Source organism: Paraglaciecola sp. IT1134 (assembly GCF_058068185.1).
This window is the reverse complement of sequence record NZ_CM176486.1, coordinates 4,336,466-4,363,129: the sequence shown is the minus strand read 5'-3', so window position 1 is coordinate 4,363,129 and position 26,664 is coordinate 4,336,466. Positions and strand designations below refer to the sequence as shown.

Annotated in this window: 20 protein-coding genes and 1 pseudogene; 11 read left to right on the top strand and 10 right to left on the bottom strand. The window is 44.3% G+C overall.

Annotation, left to right across the window (positions count from 1 at the left end; translation table 11 throughout):
* Positions 1-427: 427 nt before the first annotated feature.
* Positions 428-3,442: a TonB-dependent receptor gene (locus AC3RV5_RS19045; RefSeq protein WP_489729151.1), complete on the bottom strand. Its 3,015-nt coding sequence runs from the start codon at positions 3,440-3,442 to the stop codon at positions 428-430.
* 701 nt (positions 3,443-4,143) lie between these two features.
* Between AC3RV5_RS19045 and AC3RV5_RS19040 the strand changes: the two genes are divergently transcribed.
* The 4 genes from AC3RV5_RS19040 to AC3RV5_RS19025 all read left to right on the top strand — a co-directional run bounded on the left by AC3RV5_RS19040 (position 4,144) and on the right by AC3RV5_RS19025 (position 9,400).
* Positions 4,144-5,601, top strand: coding sequence for a mannitol dehydrogenase family protein (locus tag AC3RV5_RS19040; protein ID WP_489729150.1), 1,458 nt, complete (start codon positions 4,144-4,146; stop codon positions 5,599-5,601).
* A 15-nt stretch (positions 5,602-5,616) separates the two neighbouring features.
* Complete coding sequence (gene uxuA / locus AC3RV5_RS19035) at positions 5,617-6,816, top strand: mannonate dehydratase (protein ID WP_489729149.1); 1,200 nt, start codon at positions 5,617-5,619, stop codon at positions 6,814-6,816.
* A gap of 131 nt (positions 6,817-6,947) precedes the next feature.
* The gene (locus tag AC3RV5_RS19030) at positions 6,948-8,189 is read left to right on the top strand and encodes an Nramp family divalent metal transporter (RefSeq protein ID WP_489729148.1); all 1,242 of its coding nucleotides are present in this window, start codon (positions 6,948-6,950) and stop codon (positions 8,187-8,189) included.
* A 134-nt stretch (positions 8,190-8,323) separates the two neighbouring features.
* Entirely contained in the window at positions 8,324-9,400 is a 1,077-nt protein-coding gene (locus AC3RV5_RS19025) for a class I mannose-6-phosphate isomerase (RefSeq protein WP_489729147.1), read from the top strand.
* A gap of 360 nt (positions 9,401-9,760) precedes the next feature.
* Here AC3RV5_RS19025 and AC3RV5_RS19020 read toward each other — a convergent pair.
* The 5 genes and pseudogenes from AC3RV5_RS19020 to AC3RV5_RS19000 form a co-directional block, all read right to left on the bottom strand.
* Positions 9,761-10,493 (bottom strand): annotated as a pseudogene (locus tag AC3RV5_RS19020) (alginate lyase family protein); the annotation flags it as partial.
* A 35-nt stretch (positions 10,494-10,528) separates the two neighbouring features.
* A complete protein-coding gene (locus AC3RV5_RS19015; RefSeq protein WP_489729146.1) occupies positions 10,529-10,882 on the bottom strand; it encodes a cupin domain-containing protein in 354 nt (117 codons plus the stop codon).
* 223 nt (positions 10,883-11,105) lie between these two features.
* Entirely contained in the window at positions 11,106-11,984 is an 879-nt protein-coding gene (locus tag AC3RV5_RS19010; RefSeq protein WP_489729145.1) for an NAD(P)-dependent oxidoreductase, read from the bottom strand.
* Between the two features lie 337 nt (positions 11,985-12,321).
* The gene (locus tag AC3RV5_RS19005) at positions 12,322-15,357 is read right to left on the bottom strand and encodes a TonB-dependent receptor (protein ID WP_489729144.1); all 3,036 of its coding nucleotides are present in this window, start codon (positions 15,355-15,357) and stop codon (positions 12,322-12,324) included.
* Positions 15,358-16,227: 870 nt separating this feature from the next.
* Positions 16,228-16,431 carry a hypothetical protein gene (locus tag AC3RV5_RS19000; protein ID WP_489729143.1) on the bottom strand — a complete coding sequence of 68 codons (204 nt, stop codon included), beginning with the start codon at positions 16,429-16,431 and terminating at the stop codon, positions 16,228-16,230.
* 373 nt (positions 16,432-16,804) lie between these two features.
* Between AC3RV5_RS19000 and AC3RV5_RS18995 the strand changes: the two genes are divergently transcribed.
* The 7 genes from AC3RV5_RS18995 (at position 16,805) to ltrA (ending at position 22,551) form a co-directional block, all read left to right on the top strand.
* A complete protein-coding gene (locus AC3RV5_RS18995; RefSeq protein WP_489729142.1) occupies positions 16,805-17,671 on the top strand; it encodes an MBL fold metallo-hydrolase in 867 nt (288 codons plus the stop codon).
* Positions 17,672-17,789: 118 nt separating this feature from the next.
* Positions 17,790-18,500, top strand: a complete 711-nt coding sequence (locus tag AC3RV5_RS18990) for a flavodoxin family protein (protein ID WP_489729141.1) — start codon at positions 17,790-17,792, stop codon at positions 18,498-18,500.
* 191 nt (positions 18,501-18,691) lie between these two features.
* Positions 18,692-18,886 (top strand): GNAT family N-acetyltransferase, encoded by a 195-nt coding sequence (locus AC3RV5_RS18985; RefSeq protein WP_489729140.1) that lies wholly within the window; start codon positions 18,692-18,694, stop codon positions 18,884-18,886.
* A 145-nt stretch (positions 18,887-19,031) separates the two neighbouring features.
* Positions 19,032-19,451 (top strand): MAPEG family protein, encoded by a 420-nt coding sequence (locus tag AC3RV5_RS18980; RefSeq protein ID WP_489729139.1) that lies wholly within the window; start codon positions 19,032-19,034, stop codon positions 19,449-19,451.
* 125 nt (positions 19,452-19,576) lie between these two features.
* On the top strand, positions 19,577-20,449 hold the full coding sequence (locus tag AC3RV5_RS18975; protein ID WP_489729138.1) for an alpha/beta fold hydrolase: 873 nt from the start codon (positions 19,577-19,579) through the stop codon (positions 20,447-20,449).
* Positions 20,450-20,575: 126 nt separating this feature from the next.
* Positions 20,576-20,941, top strand: coding sequence for a hypothetical protein (locus AC3RV5_RS18970; RefSeq protein ID WP_489729137.1), 366 nt, complete (start codon positions 20,576-20,578; stop codon positions 20,939-20,941).
* Positions 20,942-21,384: 443 nt separating this feature from the next.
* Positions 21,385-22,551, top strand: coding sequence for a group II intron reverse transcriptase/maturase (ltrA, locus tag AC3RV5_RS18965; RefSeq protein ID WP_489729136.1), 1,167 nt, complete (start codon positions 21,385-21,387; stop codon positions 22,549-22,551).
* A 504-nt stretch (positions 22,552-23,055) separates the two neighbouring features.
* On the opposite strand, the gene AC3RV5_RS18960 is transcribed toward ltrA, so the two are convergent.
* The 4 genes from AC3RV5_RS18960 to AC3RV5_RS18945 form a co-directional block, all read right to left on the bottom strand.
* A complete protein-coding gene (locus AC3RV5_RS18960; RefSeq protein WP_489729135.1) occupies positions 23,056-24,141 on the bottom strand; it encodes a polysaccharide lyase family 7 protein in 1,086 nt (361 codons plus the stop codon).
* An 84-nt stretch (positions 24,142-24,225) separates the two neighbouring features.
* The gene (locus AC3RV5_RS18955; RefSeq protein ID WP_489732210.1) at positions 24,226-24,741 is read right to left on the bottom strand and encodes a gluconokinase; all 516 of its coding nucleotides are present in this window, start codon (positions 24,739-24,741) and stop codon (positions 24,226-24,228) included.
* Positions 24,742-24,754: 13 nt separating this feature from the next.
* Complete coding sequence (locus AC3RV5_RS18950) at positions 24,755-25,996, bottom strand: NRAMP family divalent metal transporter (RefSeq protein ID WP_489729134.1); 1,242 nt, start codon at positions 25,994-25,996, stop codon at positions 24,755-24,757.
* Between the two features lie 189 nt (positions 25,997-26,185).
* Positions 26,186-26,620 carry an RbsD/FucU family protein gene (locus tag AC3RV5_RS18945; RefSeq protein ID WP_489729133.1) on the bottom strand — a complete coding sequence of 145 codons (435 nt, stop codon included), beginning with the start codon at positions 26,618-26,620 and terminating at the stop codon, positions 26,186-26,188.
* Positions 26,621-26,664 lie beyond the last annotated feature (44 nt).

Genomic DNA, 26,664 nt, shown 5'->3' with positions numbered 1-26,664 from the left:
CGCTCTTGCTAAAGTGCCAGGGCGATGCAGGTTTCTCTCAATCTGATGAGTTTGCCCGTTTCGCTGGGCAAAAAAAAGCGAGCCATTAAGGCTCGCTAGCATTACAGGCCTAAATTTCAAGCTTAGCGAGAAACTGAGAGTGTAATCCTCTGCATCGCTACTGCTATTAGTTTTAGAACTTTGCACGTACACCGGCTGTCATACGACAGTCTGCTTCAGTGTACATCCAAGGATTACCTAGCTCAGTTGAAAGCGTAAAAGGCTCGTCTGTTAAGTTAATTACATTAGTTATCACTAACATTTCAACGTGCAGGGAAACCGACTGACCTGCGTTACCATGTGAGTTAAAGGCTAACCCCAACAAAAATCTGGGGTTAGCCTGCCATCATTGATGGCTTTCCTTAGTTTGGTATGTCGCTCTCACATACTAGAAGCGGTAGTTAGCCCCAAAGGTAATCCTACGATCTGTAAGGCCTTGGTAACACAGCAGAGCACCTTCATTAACACAAGATTGCTCAACCTCTGACTCAGTGATGTTGACGGCTTCAATGCCAATGTTCAATTGTTCATTTACATCGTAATTTATGCTGGCATTAAGTTGTCCTCTATCTTCTTGCACAACGGGGAATCCCCAAGGCAAACTAGAAGTACTACCAAAGTCAGTTGAACGATATGCTTCACGCCATGTATAACGCGCACGGGCTGAAAGACCATACTTTTCGTAGTACACCGTGAAGTTGTAGGCATTTTCAGACAAATCAAGCAGTCCCTGCACAGCAGTAACATCTATATCATCGACACCTGTTGTTAATGCAAAGACAGTGTTAGCACGACTTGTTGCGCCATTTTTTGCTTCGCCACCAGAGAACTCCTGAATGGTATAGTTAGCAATAATACCAAACCCTGATGCCCAACCGAGCTCATCCTCAAAGCCCGCAAGATCATACTGGACGGCCATTTCAATCCCTTTTTGCGTGGTATTGCCAGTGTCATTGACTTTAGTCGCTGTGGGAACACAGACACCTAAACCAACCGGACCAAATACATTGATATCTGAAATGGGGTTGAAAATACCGCCGCCTTCACACGGAGCGGTAATATCACGAAATCCAGTCACAGGATCTTCAAATGGGTCTGATTGTTGTAAAACGTGCAGGTCTGAGCGTTTCTTATGAAAAATGCCTACGCTTACTACACTTGCTTCTGCAAAATACCATTCGGCAGACAGATCAAATGAAGTCACCTCCTCAGGTACCAAGTCTGGATTGCCTATAGCGACGGCAGGGTTTGGGCTAGTAGAAAATGTAACCGAGGTTGATAGATCGTCAAAATCTGGGCGCCTAATATCTTTCCCCCAACCTGCACGCACAATGACATCATCGTGTACATCTGCTACAACATTGATTCGGGGCAATACAAAATCATAACTACCAGTCGTTGTTACCTTTGACACCAAATCATTACCATCAGCATCTTTGGTGATAGAATTACCTATCGAAGTAACGTCGGTTTCTAAATAACGCACACCAAAGTTACCGCGGAACATACCATGCTCAAAATTACCTTGCGCATATAAGGCGTGGGTTTTTTCTTCAATATCAAAGAAACCTGCGGAAGTCGACGTTGGTGAGTCGAGTGATTCACCTGATCCTATTGCAGCCATAGCACCCTGCAGTGTGGCCAACACGCCATTTGGGTCAGAAGCTACAAGTTCTGGGTTAATAGTAAGAAAATCACGAACATATAACTTTCTGCCATCAGCCGCATTAAAGTTAGTGGGGCCTGGCGTAAGAATATCTGCGAAAAGGTCACCCGTTGGGCTATCGACCATATTTCTTAAACCGATGCTTGAGCTAATCTCATCACGAAGACTTGAAGTTTTACTATAACGGTAACCAAAATCAACAGACGTCACAATGCTATCTAAGTAATACGTGAAATCAGTACGAAATGCGTCTTCACTGTTTTCGGCTTTGTCTTGACCTATGTCTACATCACGCAGCACAATGTTTGCGGGATCAAGCAACTGAGCAGAGGTTGGCGCAGTTGCTATGCCTGTTGGGATGCCAAATGCTAACGCACCACCCGTCAGATCGTATTCAAAAGGTGTACCATTCTCATTTGAATCGTAAAGATCGACCCAGTCATCGTTGTCAGCGTTGGCAGCGTTTAGTGCAGCGTTAGCTAATAGAGCCGCTGCGTCGAGGGGCGAATTCGGGTTGATAAAGTTAAGTGTGGTATTCAAGCTAGGTGTCGTAGTATCAGAACTTGACGATGCCAACTCTACACTTACTGAAAACTTGTCTGCTTGCCACTTTCCACCAAGTCTGAATATTTCGCTCTTTGTTATACGCGAATTTGTATCACCTGAAAAACGTAGATTTCCATCTGAACCGTCATTGTCAATGGGAATAACGCCTCTGACTGCCGTTTGGATACTGCCGAGGTTTTGTCCATCTAGTGAACCAAAATCGACTGTTTCAAACGCAGTAGGAATCGAGATATCCTTAAGACCACTGATGCCCGATGCCTGAATTCTTGAGCTTTCTTGTCGACGCTCCTGATCATTGATAACGGCATCAAAGAAGAACTTCAAGTTTTCATTCGGCGCATACTCTAACGTACCGGCAAAATTTACCGATTCATATTCATAGTTGTCGTAATCTTGAACGAAGAATTGAATGGGCAGAAAATCGAATGATTGAGCACTGGCAGCACCACTATCTGAGGCAACGGAGTTATCACGGTCGGTACGAGGACGGAATGCGGTAACATCTTGTTCAGCATAGCTGAGACTGAATACCGCCCCAAATTTACCTGAGTCGAGTTCCCAGTTATCTCCATAAGTACCCGATAATCTAGGTGTTAAACCGCCATCAGTTGAAAGACTACTTTTTTCGCCTTGTACTTGAACAACTGCTAAGGTTTCGTCTAGTTGAAGGGGGCGAATAGTTCTTAAGTTAACGGTACCACCCACAGACCCTTCAATCGTTTTTGCGGAAGGTGACTTAGTCACTTCAACAGCAGAGATAATAGCCGCAGAAACATCTTCAAAATTGATGCCGCTACGACCAGAACCGGAACCCACAGTAGAGACTCCATTGATTTCTGTACGGTTAGCATTTGTGCCGCGAATTTGAACCCCGGTACCAACGCCTGCGGTTCTTGTAATTTGAACTCCGGTAACATTTTCAAGCACTTCAGCCAAATTTTGATCAGGCAATTTACCAATATCCTCGGACTGAATTATCTCAACCAGGTTATTCGACTGTCGCTTTTCTGCTAGGGCATTGGTAAGAGAGCTTCGTATTCCAGATACCTGTATAACTTCAACATCTTGTTCTGCCTTTGGCTGAGCATCTTGTGCATGAACAGATGATGCGAAATTCAGCGAAGTAGCTGATAGCAAAGCTAAGGTTATTTTAGATAGTTTGTGCGCCATTTTGTGTCTCCGTGGGCAGCGTTTAAAAGGTCTAAATGAACCCCCTTGACGCCACTCTGTTAATTTATAGTTATTACACCTTGCTACATCTATATTACATAAAGCATGTTAAATACTAACAAGGTTGTTACAAACGTAATGCAAAAAAACAAATTGGTCAACCCTGGTTCTGTTATAAATAACTTGTCCAATAGTATTTTGGTTATACCATTTTTGGCGTATGTGACTTACCAAAACGGTTTATTAATTAAATCGGCTATTTTTATTTGTTAAATATCAATTGGTTGTGAATTTTCGTTTAGGTCGATTTACACTGAGGTAGGCTATATATACAGTGAAATTAGGCGCAATTATTTATTGCTTCGATTCGTTAAGCTGGACATTAATACAGAAATGGTCATAATGAATTTGTTAACAATTAAGCAACTAGTGATGCTAATTGGTAATATAATGGCTGGCTATAGAGAGACCCCTAATAAGTAGTATTAAGACGGACTACAAAGAGGTTGTGAAATACGTTCAAGTGCGTCACATACGTCAATTTGCAGGGGAGTGACTATTATGCTTGGCGTTAAGTCAAATCGACTTAAATTGAGGATGGCATATGTTTTAACGAGGAATAAGCTCATTAAATCGCCATTTATTTAACCTTTCATTTGCTCGAGTCGTTGTAATGCTTAGGCAAAAAAAAGTGATACTTGATGAAAATAGAACAACTAAATATTGCTTCTCTCGCTACACTAACGGCCGCCATCGAAACCCCTTGTTACGTGCCTGCGTCAATCACCTCGGGCATTGTCCACTTTGGTGTTGGTAATTTTCATCGCGCCCATCAGGCGGTGTATTGCGATACGCTGCTCAATCAGGGTGAGACCAAATGGGGCATCACAGGTATTTCCCTGCGCTCGCCTGGCATGCGAGACAATCTCGCTGCCCAGGATTATTTATACACTCTGGCAACTCTGGGGGAGGCTACGAGCTACCGCATTATCGGCGCCATCCAAAACCTGCTGGTGGGCCCACAAGCCCCTCAATTAGTGATCGACACAGTTGCGCATGACCAAACACAATTAGTCACTACCACCATAACCGAGAAGGGTTACTACTTGACCGGCGGGGATATTGACCCCGAGCATCCGGATATTGCTCGGGATCTTGAATCACTCAAACTGCCACAAACGACCTATGGTTATCTGGCTGCTGCAATGATAAAGCGCTGTGACAGCCAAGGAGCGTCGCTGACAGTTCTCTGTTGCGACAACATGCACGCCGGCGGCGTGCATCTGCAACAAGGCGTGCAGATGCTATTGGAACGGCACAGCCCTAAAACACTAAGCTGGGTTAAAGCGAATGTGGCTTTTAGCTCTTCGATGGTCGACCGAGTGACTCCCGCGACCGACCAACGACTAAAAGACCAGGTGACTGAACAACTTGGGGTATATGACGCGGCGCCGGTTGCCGCAGAGCCATTCACTCAGTGGATCATCGAAGACCGTTTTGCAGGCGTTCGTCCTCCGTTTGATCGCGCCGGTGCACTGTTCGTCGAAGATATTGCTCCGTTCGAGCGAATTAAACTGCGGTTTCTCAATGCAGGCCACTCCATACTCGCGGCGCTGGGCTATCTGGCCGGTGACCGCTTTATCCACGAGGCACTGCAACGCCCGGCCCTTGCCCGATTTACTGAACAGGCGCTCAAGCTTGATGTGATGCCAGTGACACCCGTTCCCGAGGGTGTCAGTAGTGAGACCTATATCGATCAGGTGCTCGAACGATTCCACAATGGCAATCTGCCCTATGCGATACTACAGGTCGGCACCGACAGCTCACAGAAAATTCAGCAACGCTGGCTGCCGACCATCGACGATGCACTGACCCACGGGGGAGATATATCTCACCTGGCTTTTGCTCTTTCTGCTTGGGTCTGTTTCATACGTAAAGCGCTGCTGAATGATGATCTTAATGATCCTCTGCACAATGAATTCGCCCATTGCGCATCCGCAGGTAATACCTGCGATGTGCAAGGCTTTCTCAAATTGGCAGGCGCGGACAAGTTTGACTTTTTCAGCGATGCTCCGTTCATGGCATCGGTAGCGCAATTTCACCGCAGCATTGGAGAAATTGGCGTAGAACAAGCAATAGATACCTTTTTTAATACTTAATATAGAGAAACAATTATGCGCGAATCTTGGAGATGGTTTGGACCCAACGATCCTGTGACCATAGAAGAAATACGACAAACCGGCGCCACTGACGTGGTCAGCGCACTGCACTCCATACCGACCGGGAAGATCTGGACGAAGGAGGCAATACGCCAGCATCAGTCGCTAATAGAGGATTGTGAACTCGGTTTGACGCCCCTAAAGTGGAGCGTTGTAGAAAGTATCCCCGTTCATGAGGACATCAAACTAGCGCGCCCCGGCCATGAAAAATATATAGAGAACTGGATAGAATCGATGGAAAACTTGGCGCAATGTGGCATCAAAACCATCTGCTACAATTTTATGCCAGTGATCGACTGGACCCGCACCGATTTGCAGTTCAAATTGCCCAGTGGTGCTTATGCATTGCGTTTTGATCAGAAAAAATTTGCCGCTTTCGACCTATGTATTCTTCAACGTGAGAATGCCGAAGCCGAGTACAGCACAGAGGAAATCGCCGAAGCGAAGCAAATTTTCGAGGCGATGTCCGAAGCACAGCGCACTGAACTCACCAACAACATCATCGCCGGTCTGCCGGGCAAAATGACAGACAGCTATAGTCTGGACGATTTTCGCGCCATGCTGAATAATTACAAGGACATAAACAGCGAGACCTTGCGTAAAAATCTGTTTGCGTTCCTATCGCAAGTGCTGCCTCGCGCCGAAGCCATGGGAGTCAAACTGGCCATCCATCCCGATGATCCACCCCGTGATATGTTAGGCCTGCCGCGAATTATCTGCACCGCTGATGACCTGGAGCTGTTGTTTCAGGCCTTGCCTAGTCCATCAAATGGCATCACTTTGTGCGTAGGCACGTATAGCAGTCGCCCGGACAATGATCTGCCAGCTATGGCTAGGCAGTTTGGGCCACGCATTCATTTTTCCCATCTGCGCGGAGTCAGCCGAGATCCCGACGAACAGCGCTCTTTTCTCGAAGCCAGTCATCTTGATAGCGATATCGACATGGTCCAGGTGATAAAGGAATTACTGAGGGAGGAAACACGGCGCGAAGAGCAAGAAACCGAGCGACAAGACATCTATATTCGCCCCGATCACGGCCATCAAATGATGGGCGATATCGGTAAAACCGTAAACCCGGGTTACTCGGGTATCGGGCGACTGAAAGGCCTTGCTGAAGTACGTGGTGTCATTCGCGCGCTGTCCGCCCAAAAATAGCGTCTGTCATCATTTAGCAGGCACAGTAGCTCTCAGTTATATGTGCCTGCGAGTACGTGCGAATTATTACGGTTTTAGTAAAGGTTAAATTCGTCACTTTCTAGTCATTCTCACTGCCGGTACCCACTAAAATGAATAATATAAAGACGTTTTTTAAGTCACTACTGCCCGGAATATTTTTGTTTGGATTTACTGTCGGTACTGGCAGCGTTACCGCCATGGCTAAAGCTGGAGCCGATTATGGCATGTCTTTGCTTTGGACTATCTTTATCTCCTGTGCCATCACTTATTTTTTGATCCACTTATTTGGCAAATTTACGCTGGTAACAGGCCTGACTGCGCTGCAATCTTTTAGAAGGCATATTCATCCGGCAGTGAGCATTTTTTTTATAGTCGCGCTTACCACGCAGATATGCGGAAGTGTCATTGGTGTGATGGGAATTTTAGCCGATGTCTGTTATGAGTGGTCGAAAAATTTTATCGACGGCGGCATATCACCGATCTATTTCGCCCTCTTTTTCATCACCTTTGTCTATGTTATTTTTCTGATTGGAAGAACGGAAGTATTTGAAAAGGTGTTGGCCATTTTTGTGGCCATCATGTCCGTCTGCTTTTTGATTAATTTTATTATTCTGATGCCGCCTGCTATGGAAATTTTGAAAGGTATGATCCCCAATGTACCTGATACCAGCACTGATAAAAATGCATTTTTGGTGATAGCGTCCATGGTGGGTACCACGATTTTTTCCGGGCTGTTCATATTACGCACCATCCTTGTAAAAGAAGCAGGCTGGACCATGGCTGACCTAAAGACCCAAAATAGAGATGCGCTGTTTTCAGCATTTCTGATGTTTATCGTGAGTACTTCGATAATGGCGGCTGCCGCAGGATCGTTGTTCGTCCAGGGGATCACACTGGTAAACGTGACGCAAATGATTTATCTGCTGGAACCCTTAGCGGGCGCCGCTGCCGTGGCGATATTTACTATCGGGCTGATAGCAGCCGGCGTGTCTTCGCAGTTTCCCAATGTGGCATTACTTCCCTGGCTGCTGGACGACTTTCATGAGCGCAAACCCAATCTTAAAAGACCAAGCTATCGAATTATGGCTTTAGTCATATCCGCATTAGGCTTAATCGTGCCCGTTTTTAACGCCAAACCCATTGCAGTAATGGTTAGCTCTCAGGCTTTTGGAGCCTTGCTTCTGCCTGCTACTGTTGCCTGTATATTCTATGTAGGCAATAAAAAGAGCCTAATGGGTGAGTATAAATTCTCAAATATGACCAATATTATATTATTGATGATATTCGTATTTGCCTTGGTCATGAGTTACATGAGTTACAACGGCATCCTGTCTACGTTACAGGCTCTTTGATGTAAAAGCAGGAGGCTGGCCTTCCTAGGCGTCTCCTGCTCCAATGGAGGCGTCTTTTAATCCTTTGGTAATATTTTAATCTCATCGGCTGGTTACTTGACAGAGTCTCCGATAGAAGCAATGGAAATGAAACTATGAATCAGATTATTAAGTTCACTGCCAACCGCGTTTGGCGAACCTATCAAGGCGGCAAGTTGCTCGATGCCATCGAAGGAAAAGAAGATCCTCAGGATTCAAGCTTTCCTGAAGATTGGATTGGCTCCACGGTCGAGGCGCGCAATGTCGGGCGCGAACATGTGTCGGAGGGTTTGGCCATGGTAACGGACGTGGACGGACAGTCCGTTCCCTTTCGTGATTTACTCAAGAAGGATCAACCGTATTTTTTGGGATATGATGGCGCCACTATGCGTTCAATGGACGACATTCCGCTGGTCAAATATTTAGATAGTGCCACCCGTTTACATTTTCAGGCCCATCCTACTCGCGCCTTTGCTCAACAGCGGCTTGGTTTGCCCCGTGGCAAGACCGAAGCTTATGTGATCCTTGAAACCCGGGGCGATGTAAGCGATCCGTACATTTACGCGGGGTTTCAGCGCTCTCCCAGTCGTGAACAGCTGAAGAAGTGGATCGAAACCCAGGATATCGAATCGATAGAAGGCTGTTTCGATCGCATTGCGGTTAAACCTGGCGACGTATTTCTACTTCCAGGGGGTCGTCCACACGCTTTAGGGGAAGGCATACTCATGCTGGAAATCATGGAGCCATCGGACCTGGCGGTAAGGTTTGAATTTGAGCGTTGCGGCTTCGTTATCCCTGAGCAGGCAAGATTCATGGGTAGGGACATCGAGACGGCATTAGACGTATTTAATTTCGAGCCAATTCCCGCCGAAAAGGTAGACGCAGAATTTCGTTGTCAACCCAGAGTTCTTGCCACCGATGAGCATGGCAACTGCCTGGAAGAATTGATTGGTGCGGATAAAACATCTTGTTTCACGGTAAAGCGAGCATCGGTCAATGGCAGTTTTGTACGCACTGAAGATGCCTTTTTCTATGGTATTGTGACAGATGGTTCGGGTGCATTTTGTACCGCAGGCGAAGTCACACAACTCAATCGTTGGGATCGCTTTTTTTGCCCTGCAGGTATTAACAAATTCGAGTACCAATCGGATTCGGGCATGTCTATTTTGGAGTGTTATCCGGGCAACAGTTGATAGAGTACTGTATGTCCGTCCTAGAGTAAGTTGACGGTTTTTAAGCCAGCGTTTTTTGCTGGTTTTTCATTTCTGCTCCTTTAATTGTCGCAGCTTCCTTTTTAATTCGGGATAAAACTGTCTGTATCTTTTTCCAATTCAGCATCTTTTGCTATGAACTAACAATTTCAGCTAGCAAGGTTTGTATATCAAGTGCCTCATAGCCAGGAGTTGGCCATCATTGTTCATGTTTGCGTGTTATTGAAACAAGAGATTGCTGGGGCGTAGCAATCTCTTAGTGACTAAATAGGGCCTTGCACGACTAGCTATCAGCAAAGTGATAAGGCCCGGTCCAATAATATGACTAGCCGTCTAGTTCCAATCGTCATCCTTGAGTCCAATTGCAAGACCATAATCTTCGTTACCGTACAAGGCTCTATGCAGCAACTCCTCGTCATTCATTGCAAATGCGATCATACCGACAGCTGCGTTGCCCCAAATACTGTGGTTATGTACTCGATTATAGAACTGCGGATTACCGATGGAGATAAAATCAGCAAAGGGTCGAAATAAGTTATTCTCTAGCTGTTCGCGCTCTTTTACTGAAAGCGTCTGATAAATGCCATCATAGGCTTGACTCATTTAAACCAGCCAATTGCTGCCATTCAGGCACTGCCAGAACAGTTTGCCGCGGGCATAGGATCTTTCCTGTGGGTGAACGGGTAGATCCTTACACATAGTCTCATACTGAAAGAGCATATACCGAATGTATTTGGCATACTTTTCATCTTGCGGTGTTTGATATAACGCCCCAGCTTTTTGCGCAGTCTGAAAATTTAGCTTGTGCGTTGATGGGTATAGCCACCTGAAAAATCCTTTGGAATTGACGTTTCGATGCCAAATGCCATTTCAGCATCAACTTGTTTCTTCACGCTTTGCACAGTGGCGTCGAATAAAGGCACTTTGCCCAAGTTTTTTCTAACTTTTTCTACTCCACCCTGGTCATAAAAAGGTTGAGATGCTCTTGTGCTTGTATTAATAGCGGTGTTGAAAGTGCATTTTCATCTGTTCTTAGCCTAACAATTTCATAACACCCCAGTATTAAAACTATCATTTTTAATCAATGATGCCGCCGCTCATCAACGTAGGTTAGGTTTTTGATAAACCCTCTACAAAATCTTCCCGTGCTGGGCTAAAGGTATCAATTAAAATACCTCCAGTAGGACAAGTAGCACCATGATCGGCGAATGGCGGTATCAAGCAGCTATCACCCGCTTTTAATACTTTAGTTACACCATCAATGTTAAAATGAAATTCGCCTTCTACAACATAAGTCACTTGCGAATGTCTATGCGCATGATTGTAGCCAATAGCACCTTTATCGAACCAAATTTTTACTGCCATCAATTCTTGGTTATAACCCAACATTTGGCGTTTTAACCCACCTCCAATATCTTCAATTTCGGTGTTGTTACCAAATAAAAAATGTTCACTTTGGCTCATAATTAACTCCTCTTTATTGCTTACAATTCAGCTCAAACAGCGCAATTCGGCTATTAGAGCTATTACATTATCGTTACCCATTACCCATCAAACTTAACCAGCAAGGTATAAGTTGTTACGCAAATCACCTAACCCAAATACAAGGTAATGTGCAATAAAAAGCCTCTAATTTAGAGGCTTAAAAATCCTGTATATTATCTACCAAGCGAGGGTAACATTCGAATTACTTTCCTAATTTAAGGAAGTAATCGAAGATCTCCGGAACATTACCATTACCCATCCCTGCATCAAATGCAGCCTGAAGGTTGGCCGAAGTGCCCTCAGCAATTTGAGCACGAGTACCTAGATCTTTAACCATCTCAAGAAAATAGCCTAAATCTTTGTTGGCATTGCCGATAGAAAAGCCCAAGTCGCTCACACCGTCAACAGCATAGTTTTTACAAAAATGCATGAATGGCGAATTAGACGGTCCAGTGGACATGATCTCGAAAAGCTGCTGGCGGTCGACACCCGCGCGGTCAGCCACAGCGAAGGCCTGCGACATGGCAGTAACGGTAGTCATGCCCATGAAGTTGTTGATCAATTTAGTTGTATGACCAGCGCCTAGAGAACCTAAATAGAAAACATTCTCACCTTGCATATCAAGTATTGGCTTAACCTTATCGAAGGTAGCTTGGTCGCCAGAGGCCATGATGTTAAGTAGGCCGTCTTTAGCATGAGCTGGTGTGCGCCCAAGAGGGGCATCAACCATGCCAGCGCCTTTTTTCGCTAGATCTGCACCGATCTTACGAGTAGAAGCTGGGATCGATGTGCCGAAATCAATCAAAACAGCGCCTTTTTTAATGCCGGCTAGGATACCATCTTCAGCATAAACTAACTTTTCGACAACGTTAGAAGTCGTTAGGCAGAGCATCACAATGTCACTGGCTGCTGCTAGTTCGGCAGCCGAGGTCGCCTCGGTGGCGCCGCGTGCAACAACGGCTGCAACGGCCTCCTTGTTAAGGTCCATTACAATAGGCTCAAAGCCTTTCTTTTGTAGGTTTTCAACCATGTTGCTGCCCATGAGGCCAAGGCCGATGAAGCCAATGGTAGGTTTGGTCATATCTAACTCCTAAATATATTGATTTTAATTTTGCTCATCGCCATTTACTGCGATTTATCACATTCACAACGGATTATCCTCTGGGCAGCATGTTTGCTGGCTAGTGGGTGTTCATCCGTTTAATTCGTTATTAATTGGCGATACAATTGTTAAATTTGTCACGTTAGCAACAAAGGTGAAGTTTTCATTAACATCTTAATTTTCTTAGAAATAAAGTTGATCTCTAGCGTCACGTTTCTATCAACACGGCGCTTAATAGCTACCCCCAGTAAAAAAGCTGGGAGTAGCCTGCCATCACGTGCTGACTTGTTGATGTTTGATATTTCGCTCTCGCATTTTAGAAAGTGTAGGTAGCGCCAAAGGTAATACGACGGTCTGTTATACCTTGAGCACATAGTAAAGCACCTTCATTAACACAAGATTGAGTAATATCTGACTTGGTTAAGTTAACTGCTTCAACTCCAAGATTTAATTGCTCATTCACGTCATAACTTACGCTGGCATTAAGTTGTCCTCTGTCATGTGTAACAACAGGGAAACCTAATGTAGAGTTAAGGCTAGCACCTGCAGCGGTGTCCTCAGTACGGTACGCTTCACGCCACGTATAACGCACTCTGGCTGAAACACCAAACTTCTCGTAGTACACCGCGAAGTTATAAGCATTTTCAGAGAAGTCAAGCAGGCCTTGGTTTGACGTCACCGTGACAAACTGGCTGTCATCATAAATACCGTTTATCGCATTAAACACATCTGTTCCTCGAGTAGCAGATTCGTAGGTAGCTGAACCGCCTTTAAATTCTTGGATGGTGTAGTTAGCCAGAATACCAAATCCAGATGCCCAACCTAACTCATCCTCGAAGCTTGAAAGGTCATACTGGAACGCCATTTCGATACCAGATTGAGTCGTTGTTGCACTATCATTAAATTTTGATAAACGATCAACACATAAGCCAAGAGTATTTGGGTCTCCTATCGCATTAGGCTGAACGGCAGGGTTGTAGATACCGCCCCCAGCACATGTAGGACCAGGCTCACGCCAACCATTTGCCATAAGAATCGCACTATCTAAGTCAGTAACAAATAAATTGGTACGGTCTTTTGTGAAATAACCAACACTGAGTACCGCAGCTTCTGCAAAATACCAGTCAACTGAAAGATCTAATGAGGTTACTTCTTCAGGCTCTAGGTCTGGGTTACCAATTTCTAGCGCCTGATTTTCGTTAGTACCAAATGATACCGAGGTATTTAAATCGGCAAAATTCGGACGCAGAATATCTTTACCCCAGCCTAAACGTACAACAACATCGTCGTGCACGTCTGCAATCACATTCAAACGAGGTAGCACAAAACTATAATCCCCCTTGTTTGTCTGTGGCGTTACCACACCGCTGTTTACTGAGTTCGCTGTTGAGGCAATATCTGTTGCTATATAACGTACACCGACGTTACCGCGAAGCATTTCATACTCAAAATTCGCTTGTGCATATAGAGCATGAGTTTTTTCGTCGATTTTAAAGCCGGCCGTATCTGAAGGAGTAAGGTCTGATAAATCTTGATTAGGTCCATCGTTTGCAATAACGGCGGCGTCCAATATAGCCAAAACACCGGCCTGATCACTGAACGCACGGTCTGGATCTACGATAAGGAAATTACGAAATGCTAGTTCCCTGCCATCGGCATCACCAAAGTGACTAGGCCCTGGAATAAGCAGCTCTGAAAACAAAGAGCCATTTGGACTATTGAGTAATTTGCTAAAGCCGCCCATACGATTTGATATATCAACCGAGTTATGTGTGGTTTTGTTATAGCGATAACCGACCTCTACAGAACTCAGTATAGGAATTGTCAAATAATACTTGGTGTCTATGCGGATTGCGTCTTCAGAGTTTTCGGTTGTACTGGCACCTATATCTACCTGATCCAACACAACATTGTTAGGATTTAGTAAATCCGCAACTGATGGTGCGAATGGAGAAGCAAAATCGACACCAAATGCCAACGAGTCACCTCTCAAATCATAAATAAAGGGGACGCTGTTATCATTACTAGTACTATCAGTAGGATTACCATCAGCATCCAGATCATCAAGCGGTGTATTAGGGTTAATAAAGTTTAACTGCGTGTTTAGCGAGGGTGAAAACGTATCAGAGCGTGCACTTGAAAGCTCTGCACTTACAAATAAGTCTTCTCCTTGCCACTCACCACCCAGTCTGAAGATTTGAGTATCGGTTATACGAGCACCTGTATCACTATTGAAGCGTAAATTTGGATCGTCATCATCAACAGCCAAATTTGGTTGAATTGTGCCTCTGACTGCCGCCTGGATACTACCGAGATTTACCCCGTCGAGTGAACCAAAATTCACGGTTTCAAACTCAGTAGGCAAAGAATAGTTAAGTACACTAGCCACACCAGATGCCTGAACTCGAGTACTGTCTTGACGACGTTCTTGGTCGGTAAGAATAGCATCGAAGAAAAATTTCACGTTATCGTTTGGTGCGAATTCAAACGTAGTGGCAATGTTTGTTGTTTCATATTCAAAATTTTCTAATTCCTGATTCAGGAATTGAATACCAAGAAAATCGAATGATTGAGCAACAGGTCGTTGAGTCGCCTGATCTTCTATTTCTCCGCCTCTAACAACAACAGCGTTAGCATTTTCGACAAGGCTGCCGTCACGGTCAAGACGAGGGCGGAACGAAGTAGCTTCTTGTTTAGCGTAGCTTCCACTGATAACAAAACCGAATTTACCAGAATCAAGTTCCCAATTATCGCCGTATGCGCCTGACACTCTTGGTTGAATACCATCAGTTGTAAGGCTACTGTCTTCACCTTGCACACGAATAGACCCTAACGTTTCGCTCAATTCAAGGGGACGAATAGTACGTAAGTTTACAGTACCACCAACAGAACCCTCGGTAGTTTTAGCTGTTGGAGATTTGGTGATTTCAACCCCGGCTATAATTGCAGCCGAAAGATCTTCAAAATTCATACCACTGCGTCCAGCACCCGTCCCCACAGTAGCCGCACCGTTAATTTCAACACGGTTAGAGTTACTACCACGGATCTGTACGCCGGTACCGATACCGGCTGTTCTTGTAATTTGAATACCGGTAACGTTCTCAAGAACCTCAGCTAAGTTTTGGTCAGGCAATTTACCAATATCTTCAGCCTGAATGATTTCAACCAGGCTAGTCGCAGATCGTTTTTCTGCAAGGGCATTTGTCAGAGAGCTTCGTATTCCAGATACCGCAATAACTTCAACATCTTGCTCTGCCACTGGTTGAGCTTCTTGTGCATGCACAGCCGATGCAAAATTCAGCGACGTAGCTGACAGCACCGCTAAGGTAATTTTAGATAATTTGTGTCCCATTTTGTGTCTCCTAAGGCAGCGTTTAAAAGGGACTGATAAGAACCTCTTAACACCACATTGCTAATTTTTCGTTATTGCACCTTGCAACGTCAAGGTTACATAAGGCCTGTAAAACGCTAACAAGGTTGTTACAAAAGTATTCCATAAAAACAAATTGGTCAACCTTTAATCTATATAAAATACATTATTCAACATGATTTTGGTATTACCAATAAGTATATTGATGGATTACCAATGTATTAAGTAAATGTAAAAAATAGTTTTACTTAATTAATATCAATAGCTTACAGTTTTAACTTTTAAGCATTGTTCAAGAATCAAACCTTCATTTGAGTAAAAATGAAAACATTTAATTGTTATTTATACCTTTTAGACTGAACTATAATGCTGTAAAAAATGGCTGGAATTCATTAACAGACTAATAAGTAAAAAAATCTTGGTAAGACCAATGGCTGGTAGGAGTTGCTTACCAATTAGGCAAGGTACAATAAAGATTATAGGGTGGAATACTGAAAAAACACTGAATAGGAAGGACATAAGCGTGTTTACTTAGGCAAACCGCTTTTTATTAAAGGTCTGATTTAGAAAAGGCGTAGAAAAGGGGGCGTAGTGAATAGGAATTAAATTTATTACGCCTCCTTTTTTCCAGAGCAAAACAAACAGGCTGCTTAGCTATTGAGGCGACAACTATCTTGAAAGACGCCGACCCCGTCGACTACCGCACATTATTTATGCAACACCGTTATTTGGCCATCACATCACGGTTTGCACCGCCTCTACGGGGTCGGTGAGCCTGAATAACTATCACCATCGAAGTGTAACGTCATTGCGCCGCGAATAAACGCGAATAAAGATGACGCGCTCGTAACCTTATGCTGATTTTAGGCGATCCAGATCATTACCCGTTAAATAGACACCAAACTCGCTGATTAGCTTATTAACATAATGCCTGGGAACCTGATCGTAAGCTTTTAGCTTTTTTATGGAAGCCAAGCTACAGCCAAGACGCTGGGCGAAACAACTGGCGGGAATACCCCGGTGAGCAAGAAAATTTAAAAAACGTTTGCCGGTCATACTGACGACTCCTACAACTTGATGGAAGTAAAACCACAGCCGATAATTTTACACTACACAATGTAAAACTAACAACTTTAAATGCAACATATTATTAACATGGGCATCAGCATCAGGTAGATATAGTGCCTAACATCGATTTAAGGCCGGCAGCTAAAACAGATGAAATTGGAAATAAAGGGGAATCCCCCAAGTAAATTTTGCACAACGTTGATAAAGCCTATATAAAAGATATACATGAGAGCAGTGTAAAAATGTGCGCTGAACAATATTAGTCTCACTGGATATTTAAATGCCCCACCTTGTCGTTAACTAAATTGTCTACATGGTTAATCTAAAACGTGGCACAAATATATTAGGAAAGGAGTTTCTAATGATTGTACAAAAAATGAAAACTACAATACTTGCATGTTATGTGTTTGCACAAATATTAAATGTTCAAGTTGCAAATGCTGCCGAGATCCTTAGTAAAAAAATAAACGATAATTTTTATGTTTTACTTGGAGGCAATGGGCAAGGTTCTCATGTTGGGTTGAGTATTGGAAAAGACTATATTGTGTTAGTTGATGCCATGAGAGTAGAAACTAGCTCTAACTTATTAAAAGCAATTCGAGATGTATCTGATAAACCTATTAGATACGTTATCAATACCCATGATCATTTTGATCATAGTGGAGGTAATGCTTTTTTTGTGGGAATGGGAGCAACAATTATTTCTCAAGAAAATTCTCAATATGACCAGCCTTTGACCTTGCTTAACTTCGATAATAAGTTTTCTTTGAGTGGTAACACTGAAAAAATAGAGATACTTCATGTTGACTCGCATTCTTCGAGTGACTCAATCATTTATCTAAAAGAAAGTAACATTATTATGATGGGTGATGTATTTGCAAATGAATGGTATCCAGCGTTGTTTCATGGTGGAATTTCAGGGCAAAATAATGCTATAGATTTGGCCTTGTCAATGTCTAACGATGACACTGTAATTATTCCTGGTCATGGGTACGTTACTAATAGAAGAGGGCTTGTTAGTTACAAAGAAAACAGTATCTTATGGGTTGAAAGGATCATGGCGTTACATCAGGATGGCATGAGTCCCGAACAAATTATCGAGGATAAAAAACTCAAACAGATACAGTTAAAATTTAATACTAAAAATAAAAACCCAGCTAATTTTGATAAATGGTTTAAAGAATTAGTAAAAAATACTGTGGTTGTTGAAAATAGCAGCACCATGTAACAAAACCATCATGATGGGAATTTTACTCACTAGCCTTCAGCCAAAAGCGGGTCTAAAATCCCCATACGTTAAGCGTTTAGACTGCTCGCAATCCCACCAACTTAACCGGAGACATCCCATGACTGACTTCGCAGATATTAATGCCCTCTTTGTTAACACGTCTCTACAGAGGAAAGAAGACGAAAGCCACACCAGGTTACTCCTCAACGCATCTGCTGCCATCATGAAGAAGAACGGTGTTTGGGTCGAACATCTGCATTTGGCCGCGCACTGCTGTCCGCCTGGTGTCTATCCTGATATGACGGAGCATGGCTGGGCTGAAGACGAGTGGCCTGCGATCTGGGAGAAGGTAAAGGCGGCCGACATTCTCATTGTGGGAACCCCCCTTTGGCTAGGGGAGGAAAGCTCGATATGCCGCGTATTAATCGAGCGTCTCTACGCAATGTCTGGACAGCTCAACGAGAAGGGGCAATCAATTTATTATGGCAAGGTCGGAGGATGCGTCATCACCGGCAACGAAGACGGGATCAAGCACACTGCGATGACAATTGGATTTGCGCTCAACCATTTGGGTTATACAATCCCACCCCAAGCCGATTGTGGATGGATTGGCGAGGCGGGTCCAGGGCCCTCTTATGGCGACAAGAAAAAAGGTGGCGATCGTGCGGGTTTCGACAATGACTTTACGCAACAAAATACCACGATCATGACCTGGAATTGCATGCATATCGCACATATGCTGAAGACGTCTGGCGGCATACCAAATCAGGGGAATGACCGTGAGGCATGGAAAGCAGGGGAGCGATTCGGCTTCGAAAATCCGGCATAATTAACAAGAAAATCAACGGGACATATACAGCTGGCTGTGCTGGTTCCTCGCTATTATAGCCAGCTATATTTAGCTCGTTAATTGGGCGTTGGCCTCAAAGAGTATGCATTGGAAATTAGTGTAAAACGTAATTAACATGGCTGTCGCCATAAATTACCGGTTTTATTGCCGTTGCGGATCAAAATATTGAGATGCTTTTTATATCGTCAGATTTTAGAAACAAAGGTATTGGTTCCTTATTACTCGATAATGCAATAAAAAATCAAGATGCTCGAAAAGTTGATGTTAACGAACAAAACCCTGACGCTATTGACTTTTACAAACATTTGGGCTTTTGTATAACCGATCGTTCACCACTTGATGGGCAAGGTAAACCTTTCCTTTAATTCATATACTGCTAACTGAAATATAACAAGAATTTAAAGCGGGACTGCTAACAGTTTGCTCGGTTTCCCTTCGCTGCACATTTTAGCTAACGATTATCAGCCCCTTAAGTGGGCATTGCATCACAAACTAGGTCAGTATCTATAAATGGAAAATAATTACATTTTCGTTCCTGTCATAATTCAGGTGGCACTTACATTGTGCCTCTATATTTATCTGGCAGTTGCTAAATCGCAAGCCGTGAAATTGGGTGAGGTAAATGAGGTTCGTAGAGCCCTGCACGATGATGCATGGCCAGATAGTGTGTTACAAATCAACAACTGTATCCGAAACCAATTTGAAGTTCCGGTATTGTTCTATGTCCTCATTGGTATTCTGTGGAGTATTGGAGGCGTTAACATTTATGTACATATTGCAGCGTGGATCTTCGTTTTGAGTCGTATTGCTCATGCAGTGATACATACCGGATCTAATTATGTACCTCTTAGGCGTAAACTGTTTATGATTGGTTGTTTTATTTTAATAGGTATAACAGTTTTTTCAATCTTTAAAATAGTGTCAATTTAAAATGCATAACAATACGTTCAGTGTTCGCCATTTCGTGGCGGAACCGCTAAAAGCGCTGCTTCGCAGCAATGTGGCCCATTAACTTTGCGCTAGAAAATACTCTACTGGATATAGAATTGTTAAGTATGAATAAGTTAGAATATATTGGGCTTGGAACTAAAATAGAAGTTGAAGATGAGGGGCACGGTCAAACAGTAGTACTGATACATGGTTGGCCTATTACTTCGTATCATTGGAGATTTCTAAAACCAATATTTCATCAGGCGGGCTTTCGAACATTAGCGGTCACACTACGTGGTTTAGGAGGGAACTCACAAGGTGAAGGGGATTTAGTTAAATTAACCCTTGCTAAGGAAGTTCAGTCACTATTGGAAAAGCTAGATATTAATCAATATGCCATCATAGGCCATGACTGGGGAGGGACTGTTGCTTACTTATTGTCACACGATAACCCAGATAAATGTCAGGCCCTTGTCATTGAAGAAGAAATTTTGCCAGGAGTTGATGCTTCAATCCCCTATCCTGGATCGGCTTATTATCCCAAATGGCATGGTGCATTTAATAGTGTTATTGGATTAGCAGAAGAATTAATACAGGGAAGAGAAGCTATTTACTACAGGAAGTTTTTAACTGAAAGCGCTGGCAAGTATAATTTGAATGAAAGAGCCATATCCGAATACATATCCGCATACACAAACCACGCAGACTCTCAACAGCAGCTACGAGATTCCCTTGGTTATTATAGAACACAAAAAAAGGATGCTGATGAAATTAGTTCGCGCATGGTTGTTCCACTCGATGTGCCGGTATTAGCAGTAGGTGGAGAGTATGGTATGGGAAAGGCAGTAAAAGAAGGGTTAAACAAAGTCGGAAATAATGTAAGTGGAATAGTTATTGAAGATGCAGGACATTACCCGTTTGAACAAACCCCTGAGTCTTGTATTCCCATAGTATTAGAATTTTTAAAGGATTCGCTCAATCTTAAAACACAAAATTGAACCGTTTCTAACAAGATCATGATGTTCGCATCCTGCGGCTGCTGGGGCAGCTTACTCCTCACTCGTTCCTCGCTCTGTTACAGCCGCCCCATATGTTGGTGTCTATAGGTAATAAGGATAATTCAAATGTCACATAAAATTTTCACTTCTTTTATTTTGTTAGTTTTACATGGCCGATGTAACGGTGATAAAGGTAGTGATGACATATCAGGCGAAGAGTTTGAACAAAAGGTATTAAATGCAGCAGGTGAACAAGCGACTAACTGCGGTAAAGTTGCTATTAGTGGATCTCCGTTGGTTGTCAACACATGTGTATCCGACTCTTTTATACTTAACATACTGTTCTTAACATACTGTTCTCAACATACCGTTCTTAACATACCGTTCTATGCTATCTATATTAAACAAGGCATCGACTTCAAAGCGGAGACCGCAGTTTCGATGAATGCAGTCACTAAGTTCAACAAAAAAACTGCTAATAAACAAGGATAGGTGCGACACGAAGTTGCATAATGAAGTTGTTCCGCCAGGCTTGGACGGAACCACCCATGTCACTGGGTGAATCTACGGGCCTGAATAAAGCAGCGGCCCGGACAATGTAACGAAGCACCGCAAGGTGCGGGGTGCAGAACGTGAGAGATGCGCCCTTCTGGCAGCCACAAGCCGGATGAGGACTAGATAGCCGGTATGGTGAAGATATCTGAACGTGTTGTAAAGATCGTTAGTTTAAACAAGCGGAAGTGGCTACTACGCTTGAACCAAAATGGTACAGGAAGTGGGAGTGGCGTTACTATCCTGCGCACTCGTGACCCACAGACTTCCCGGTCGACAGCAGGCACCTAACCCGGCGTACTTCATTATGTGGAACGTGGAAACCCCGTATCGCTCCCCAACGGGGACAGCAGACTGCAAAGCCTGCCTATAGCGATGCGGGTTTGGGAGGTCGGAAGAAGCAAAGGCCAGGCTATCAACCTCTACCGCTGCGGCGCATTTATATACCCAAGAAGAATGGCAAACGCCGTCCGCTCGGTATTCCCAGTATGGGTTGCAGGGCCATGCAGGCCCTACACCTGCAAGCGCTCGAGCCCGTCGCGGAAACACTGGCGGATCCGAATGCTTATGGGTTCCGTCCCAGGCGCTCGGCAGCAGATGCCATAGCGCAATGTTTCCATGTGCTCAGCCGCAAGAACGCTGCGCAATGGATCCTCGAAGGGGATATCAAAGCCTGCTTTGATCGGATAAGCCATCTATGGCTACAGGAGCATATCCCCATGGATAAACGCATCCTCGGCCTATGGCTGGCAGTGGGTTACATGGAAGAAGGCAACGTCTATCCGACAGAGGCAGGGACACCGCAAGGCGGCATCGCATCCCCCGTGTTGGCGAATATGGCACTGGATGGACTGGAAGTCGTCGCCCAACAGGCGGCCCGAAACCAGAAAATCAATGTCATCAAGTACGCTGATGACTTTGTTATCACAGGTGCCTCGAAAGAGGTTCTGGAACAACGGGTGAAACCGGCCGTGATAGCCTTTCTCGGGATGCGTGGTCTGGAGCTTTCGGAAGAAAAGACTCACATCACGCACATAGACGATGGTTTTGATTTTCTCGGATTCAATGTACGCAAGTATAATGGCAAGCTCTTGATAAAGCCCGCTAAGGCTTCGGTCAAGCGTCTGCTGGCGGACATCCGGGCCCTGATCAAAACCAACAAGGCCGCCACTACGGAGCAGTTGATCCGGCAACTGAACAGCAAGCTCAGGGGCTGGGCCTACTATTACCGCCACGTGGTGTCCAAAGCAACCTTTAACTATGTGGACACGCAGGTGTTCCAGGCACTGATGGCTTGGATCAAGCGACGGCCCCCCCCGCAAATCGGCATACTGGAAGAAGCACCGCTATTTCCGCGTCGACGGTTTGCGCCAATGGGTGTTCTTTGCGTCGATCCGGGACAAGAAGGGTGCGGTTATTACACTCGATCTGTTCAAAGCCGCCAGTGTACCCATCGTCCGGCATGTGAAAATTCAAGCCAAGGCGACGCCGTACGACCCGGCCTACACCGCCTACTTCATCCAACGAGCGCAGTCTCGCCGGGTGTGTAAGCGAGCATGGGCAGGAATGCTGTCGATGTCTGGGCTGGGGTCGCCGAATGCACCACTGTGTCGAGTCACCGGGTCCGGTCAAACGGGCCTTTGTAAGGCTTGAGCCGGGTGCGGTGAAAGTCGCATGCACGGTTCTTAGGGGAGGGAACGGCGGTAACGTCGTTCTCTTACCCGACGCCGCATGCTTTTTTTAGCGACTTACTCCTGTTGTTGGACACGCCCGGTTTGAGCGTCAGATGTTTGGGTTTTCTGTTTATATAGCAGATATATCGATAGGGAGTGAGGACGAGTAAGGCGTTGTTGTATCTTACCTTTTTAAACGCCGCTTAGGCTGTGGTCGGCAGTGGATTCAACACAGCACACTACCAACTTACACCCACGCAGCCAGAGAAAATCAAAAAGCGTTTTATCCTAACCCAAAATGAAAAAACGACACTGACGAAGCAGTGCCGGAAAGGGAGGTTGTTAGTGAGAGCCATACCTCAATGCTGTAACATTCATGTATTATTTTTGAGGTTTTTTACCAAGCCCCGTTACTAAACGCATAAAGGTTACCTGAGCATAATCGCCGTTTGTTTTATCGGTAGCCCAGTCACCTGTGCCTAAACATTTAGGGTACCAAAAGCCAGGGTCGTCTTTAATGCTACATTGGTTGTATGCGCCAGCTTTGAAGAAATTTGCATCACCGGTATAACCATGAGGATGGTCAAGTACATCAATTTTCCCGTACGCATCTACGTTATTGGCTAAATTAATTTCATAATTAACCGTGCCATGACGAGCAGTAGTGAAGGTTAAATACATGATATTCTCATATACATTCACCTCATAACTAAAGGCTTCATCAAGCGCGATACCTTGTTCACCGGGATTGTCAGTGTCGAGCCAAGACTTACCCCAAACAAGATAACTTACATCTTGTCTATCTGGGTTTTCCTTCTCTAGGTTGCGTTCATAGTTCCAAAAAACGGAACCATATTTATGATTTGGTCGTTTTTTATAATAGATTTTTAAGGGTTCATTACCCCAGCCATAACCTTCGCCTTCAGCTACCAGCGCTTGGTCTTTACCCGCATGAATTTGACCCACTACAACTGAAAAAGCAGGCGCTTTTTCAGGATAAGCTGCACGTTTTGCAACATGATCCACTTTAACCGTCGCCTGTAAATTACCCCCTACTTGAGCAAATTCGTTGGCATGTTTATTAGCTTTAAGCGAAAAGTTATTTGAAAATGTTTTTGTTTTACCCCTTTCGCCAGCGATCATATGGTGCAGTTCACTGCGGGTATTGGTTGAATTAGGGGTAGTGAAAGCTTTATTAGGTGAGGCAAACACCATATTGCCTTGAGTATCTAAATAAAAATAATCAGGATGCTGGTATGTTTGTATGTCTTTTACGCTGATCTCATCAACCTTACCGTCATTATTTGCATCGGTAGGAATAGTAATTTTCCAGTCGGTAAGATCAAATTTATCTGCCGGTACCATTGTGTGTTGTTCACTTGTATTATCAGTCACGTTACAGCCTGATAGCGCTAAGGCACATAGCGCTATTGCGCTACAAGGAACCAGTATTTTTTTTAAGTTCATAATTTACACTCGATTAATTGTCGTAGGTTCTTTATTGCTGCGGTAGAAAACTGCCTGTGATTTCTGCAAAAATACCACTTTGTATTATGAGCTGACGGTTGCGGAAGCAGTTTTATCCCCACCCAAGCGTTGTAAAATAGTGTTTACTATTTCGTCGGGGCTTCGCTGCACGTCTATTACCCATGCATCGTCTGGCACTTCCAGTGTGTTCAATTGGGATTCTAATAGTCGTGAGTCAAAGAAATGCCCTTTTCGCGAACTTAGTCGACTTTTAAGTAGCTCTGTTGAGCCGTGAAGGACAATCCACGTTATATTTTTTTTGCATTTCGACGCTAGTGTCTCTCGGTATGACGCCTTTAGTGCCGAGCATGCGAGCACAGCGCCACTCTTGCTTTCCCAAGAGGCTAATTCAGTTGACAGCGATGCGAGCCACGGCTGACGGTCTTCATCATTCAGCGCCACGCCACTTTTCATTTTTGCTACATTGGACTGCGGATGAAAGTCGTCTGCGTCATAAAAAGGCAGCTTGAGCACCTCAGCCAATAGCTTGCCTACCGTCGATTTCCCGGTTCCAGAAACACCACAAACGATCAGAATCATCTTGTTATCCCATTTATTGGCCATTAAGTGCAAGGATACCGTTAAACGAGATCAATACAGAAAATAGAAACGCTAAACCCAATACGAAATTGAGTAGGTAACCAGCGGCATGTTTACCCATTAACTTCTTATTATTGATCATCAAAATGATCCCAATGATCACTAAGGGAAGCACAAATACATTAAAGACTTGGGTTAATAATTGTCCCTTAACAGGATTAAAACCAAACACCGGGATGGTAAGCGCAAAAATTGCGGCGATACCCGTGATGATGCGAAACTGTTTGGATTGCGTATCCAGTTTACCCGAGCGGTAATCTTCTATTAACAGCGGTGCAATTAACATGCAGGGAAACACTGAAGACAAACCAGCGGCAAGCGTACCGAAAAAGAACACTGTAAGGGCACCCTTACCGGCTATTGGCTCTAAAGCATTCACCATATCTAAAACGTCAGTGACTTTTTTGCCGTCGTGATATAAAGCGCCGGCAGCTACGGCCATGACTGACCCGCTAATAACAAACACGAGTACCGCGGCGACAATGGCGTCTTTTTTTTGCTGAGCCCGGTCTTTAATACTCCAACCTTTTCCTTGAATAAACAGCGGCCTGGAAAGAAAAGTAGCGGCAGCCATGGTCGTTCCGACGAAGGCTGCTACCATCATTTTTCCACCCTCTACATCGGGTATAACGGGGATTAGTCCTCTCATTACTTCAACTGGCATAGGGTGCACAACAAACAGCGATAATATGAAGGATAGCCCCATACAAGACACGAAGATCACCAGGATTTTTTCGAACAGTGAGTACTTCCCGATAAGCAATATAGCGTACATGATGCTAATCACGGTTACCGCAATGGCTAAAACAACGCCGTATTTGTGTGGGATCACCGCAGGAAAATACATGGCTATCATTTCAAACAGAATATTGGCGGAAATCCCCAGTATACCGATCAGCGAATTCCATTGACCAAAGGTTACGCCGATGATGATAAGGATGGCTATCGGTTTACCGAACTTAAGATGCTTTTTGAAGCTGTACAGTGCCGTTTCGCCCGTTACTAATGCGAAATTACCATAGGCGTAAATAAGCACGCCGGAAAACAAGCAACTTAGCAACAAGACCCACAACAACTGCATGCCAAAAGCGCTGCCTGCCACGATCATTGCCGTAACACTGCCAGTACCTATGGTATAGCCAATCGCTAAAAACGCTGGGCCAAAACTCAAAATTGATCTAATTATTGCTGACACAATTATTCCCCAAAAAATGAACTGAAATATTATTAATTGCAGGCTTTTACAGCCAGCTATTCTTATTTACACCGTATTTGATGGTCATTTATTCGTACCCATCATTTAATACGATGAATTTATCTCTATTCCTGAAAGCGCCATTTACAATCGTCTAGGCAAACAGTACTCAAGATAAATCTTACGCTGTTAAAAACCGCTTTCTTCCGCCATTTTTACCACCCCAACAGTGAGGATAAGATTGGCAAAACGACGCTGCTCGCCAGTCTGGATAATTAAGGTAGTAGTAGGCTCTCGAATTTTGTCGTAGAAAGCCCAGCGTTCCATCGCTTCCCAGGTTACATCCCCGAGCAACGCTTTATAGGCATCTTGGATTTCAGCATTCGCTTCAACGGGTTTCTCCATAACGATGGCGCCTTGAATCGGGCATACTTCAAGTATGCCTTCGAGCACTGTTAAGGCATCTAACAACCCAGGACGAAAGTTAAGATGCACAGTTGTCGAGTTCGGGCCTGTCATGGCCCCTACCGGCAAGTTGCCGTCAGCAATCACAACTTGTGCAAAATGACCGGAGCGGCCAAGAGCTTCCATAATGGTCGGGTGTATTACCGCTGTCTTGAGCATAGAATTATCTTTTTTAAAATAGCCAGATTAGAAAACAGCACTCA

What these genes read in the sequence shown, in the direction of transcription:
- AC3RV5_RS18945 (WP_489729133.1), bottom strand. Translation starts at nt 26,620, where the DNA reads ATGCTCAAGACAGCGGTAATACACCCGACCATTATGGAAGCTCTTGGC.
- AC3RV5_RS18995 (WP_489729142.1), top strand. Translation starts at nt 16,805, where the DNA reads ATGATTGTACAAAAAATGAAAACTACAATACTTGCATGTTATGTGTTT.
- AC3RV5_RS19030 (WP_489729148.1), top strand. Translation starts at nt 6,948, where the DNA reads ATGAATAATATAAAGACGTTTTTTAAGTCACTACTGCCCGGAATATTT.
- AC3RV5_RS18985 (WP_489729140.1), top strand. Translation starts at nt 18,692, where the DNA reads ATGCTTTTTATATCGTCAGATTTTAGAAACAAAGGTATTGGTTCCTTA.
- AC3RV5_RS19025 (WP_489729147.1), top strand. Translation starts at nt 8,324, where the DNA reads ATGAATCAGATTATTAAGTTCACTGCCAACCGCGTTTGGCGAACCTAT.
- AC3RV5_RS18980 (WP_489729139.1), top strand. Translation starts at nt 19,032, where the DNA reads ATGGAAAATAATTACATTTTCGTTCCTGTCATAATTCAGGTGGCACTT.
- AC3RV5_RS18975 (WP_489729138.1), top strand. Translation starts at nt 19,577, where the DNA reads ATGAATAAGTTAGAATATATTGGGCTTGGAACTAAAATAGAAGTTGAA.
- AC3RV5_RS19010 (WP_489729145.1), bottom strand. Translation starts at nt 11,984, where the DNA reads ATGACCAAACCTACCATTGGCTTCATCGGCCTTGGCCTCATGGGCAGC.
- AC3RV5_RS19000 (WP_489729143.1), bottom strand. Translation starts at nt 16,431, where the DNA reads ATGACCGGCAAACGTTTTTTAAATTTTCTTGCTCACCGGGGTATTCCC.
- AC3RV5_RS19005 (WP_489729144.1), bottom strand. Translation starts at nt 15,357, where the DNA reads ATGGGACACAAATTATCTAAAATTACCTTAGCGGTGCTGTCAGCTACG.
- AC3RV5_RS19040 (WP_489729150.1), top strand. Translation starts at nt 4,144, where the DNA reads ATGAAAATAGAACAACTAAATATTGCTTCTCTCGCTACACTAACGGCC.
- AC3RV5_RS18955 (WP_489732210.1), bottom strand. Translation starts at nt 24,741, where the DNA reads ATGATTCTGATCGTTTGTGGTGTTTCTGGAACCGGGAAATCGACGGTA.
- AC3RV5_RS18970 (WP_489729137.1), top strand. Translation starts at nt 20,576, where the DNA reads ATGTCACATAAAATTTTCACTTCTTTTATTTTGTTAGTTTTACATGGC.
- uxuA (WP_489729149.1), top strand. Translation starts at nt 5,617, where the DNA reads ATGCGCGAATCTTGGAGATGGTTTGGACCCAACGATCCTGTGACCATA.
- AC3RV5_RS18990 (WP_489729141.1), top strand. Translation starts at nt 17,790, where the DNA reads ATGACTGACTTCGCAGATATTAATGCCCTCTTTGTTAACACGTCTCTA.
- AC3RV5_RS19045 (WP_489729151.1), bottom strand. Translation starts at nt 3,442, where the DNA reads ATGGCGCACAAACTATCTAAAATAACCTTAGCTTTGCTATCAGCTACT.
- AC3RV5_RS19015 (WP_489729146.1), bottom strand. Translation starts at nt 10,882, where the DNA reads ATGAGCCAAAGTGAACATTTTTTATTTGGTAACAACACCGAAATTGAA.
- AC3RV5_RS18960 (WP_489729135.1), bottom strand. Translation starts at nt 24,141, where the DNA reads ATGAACTTAAAAAAAATACTGGTTCCTTGTAGCGCAATAGCGCTATGT.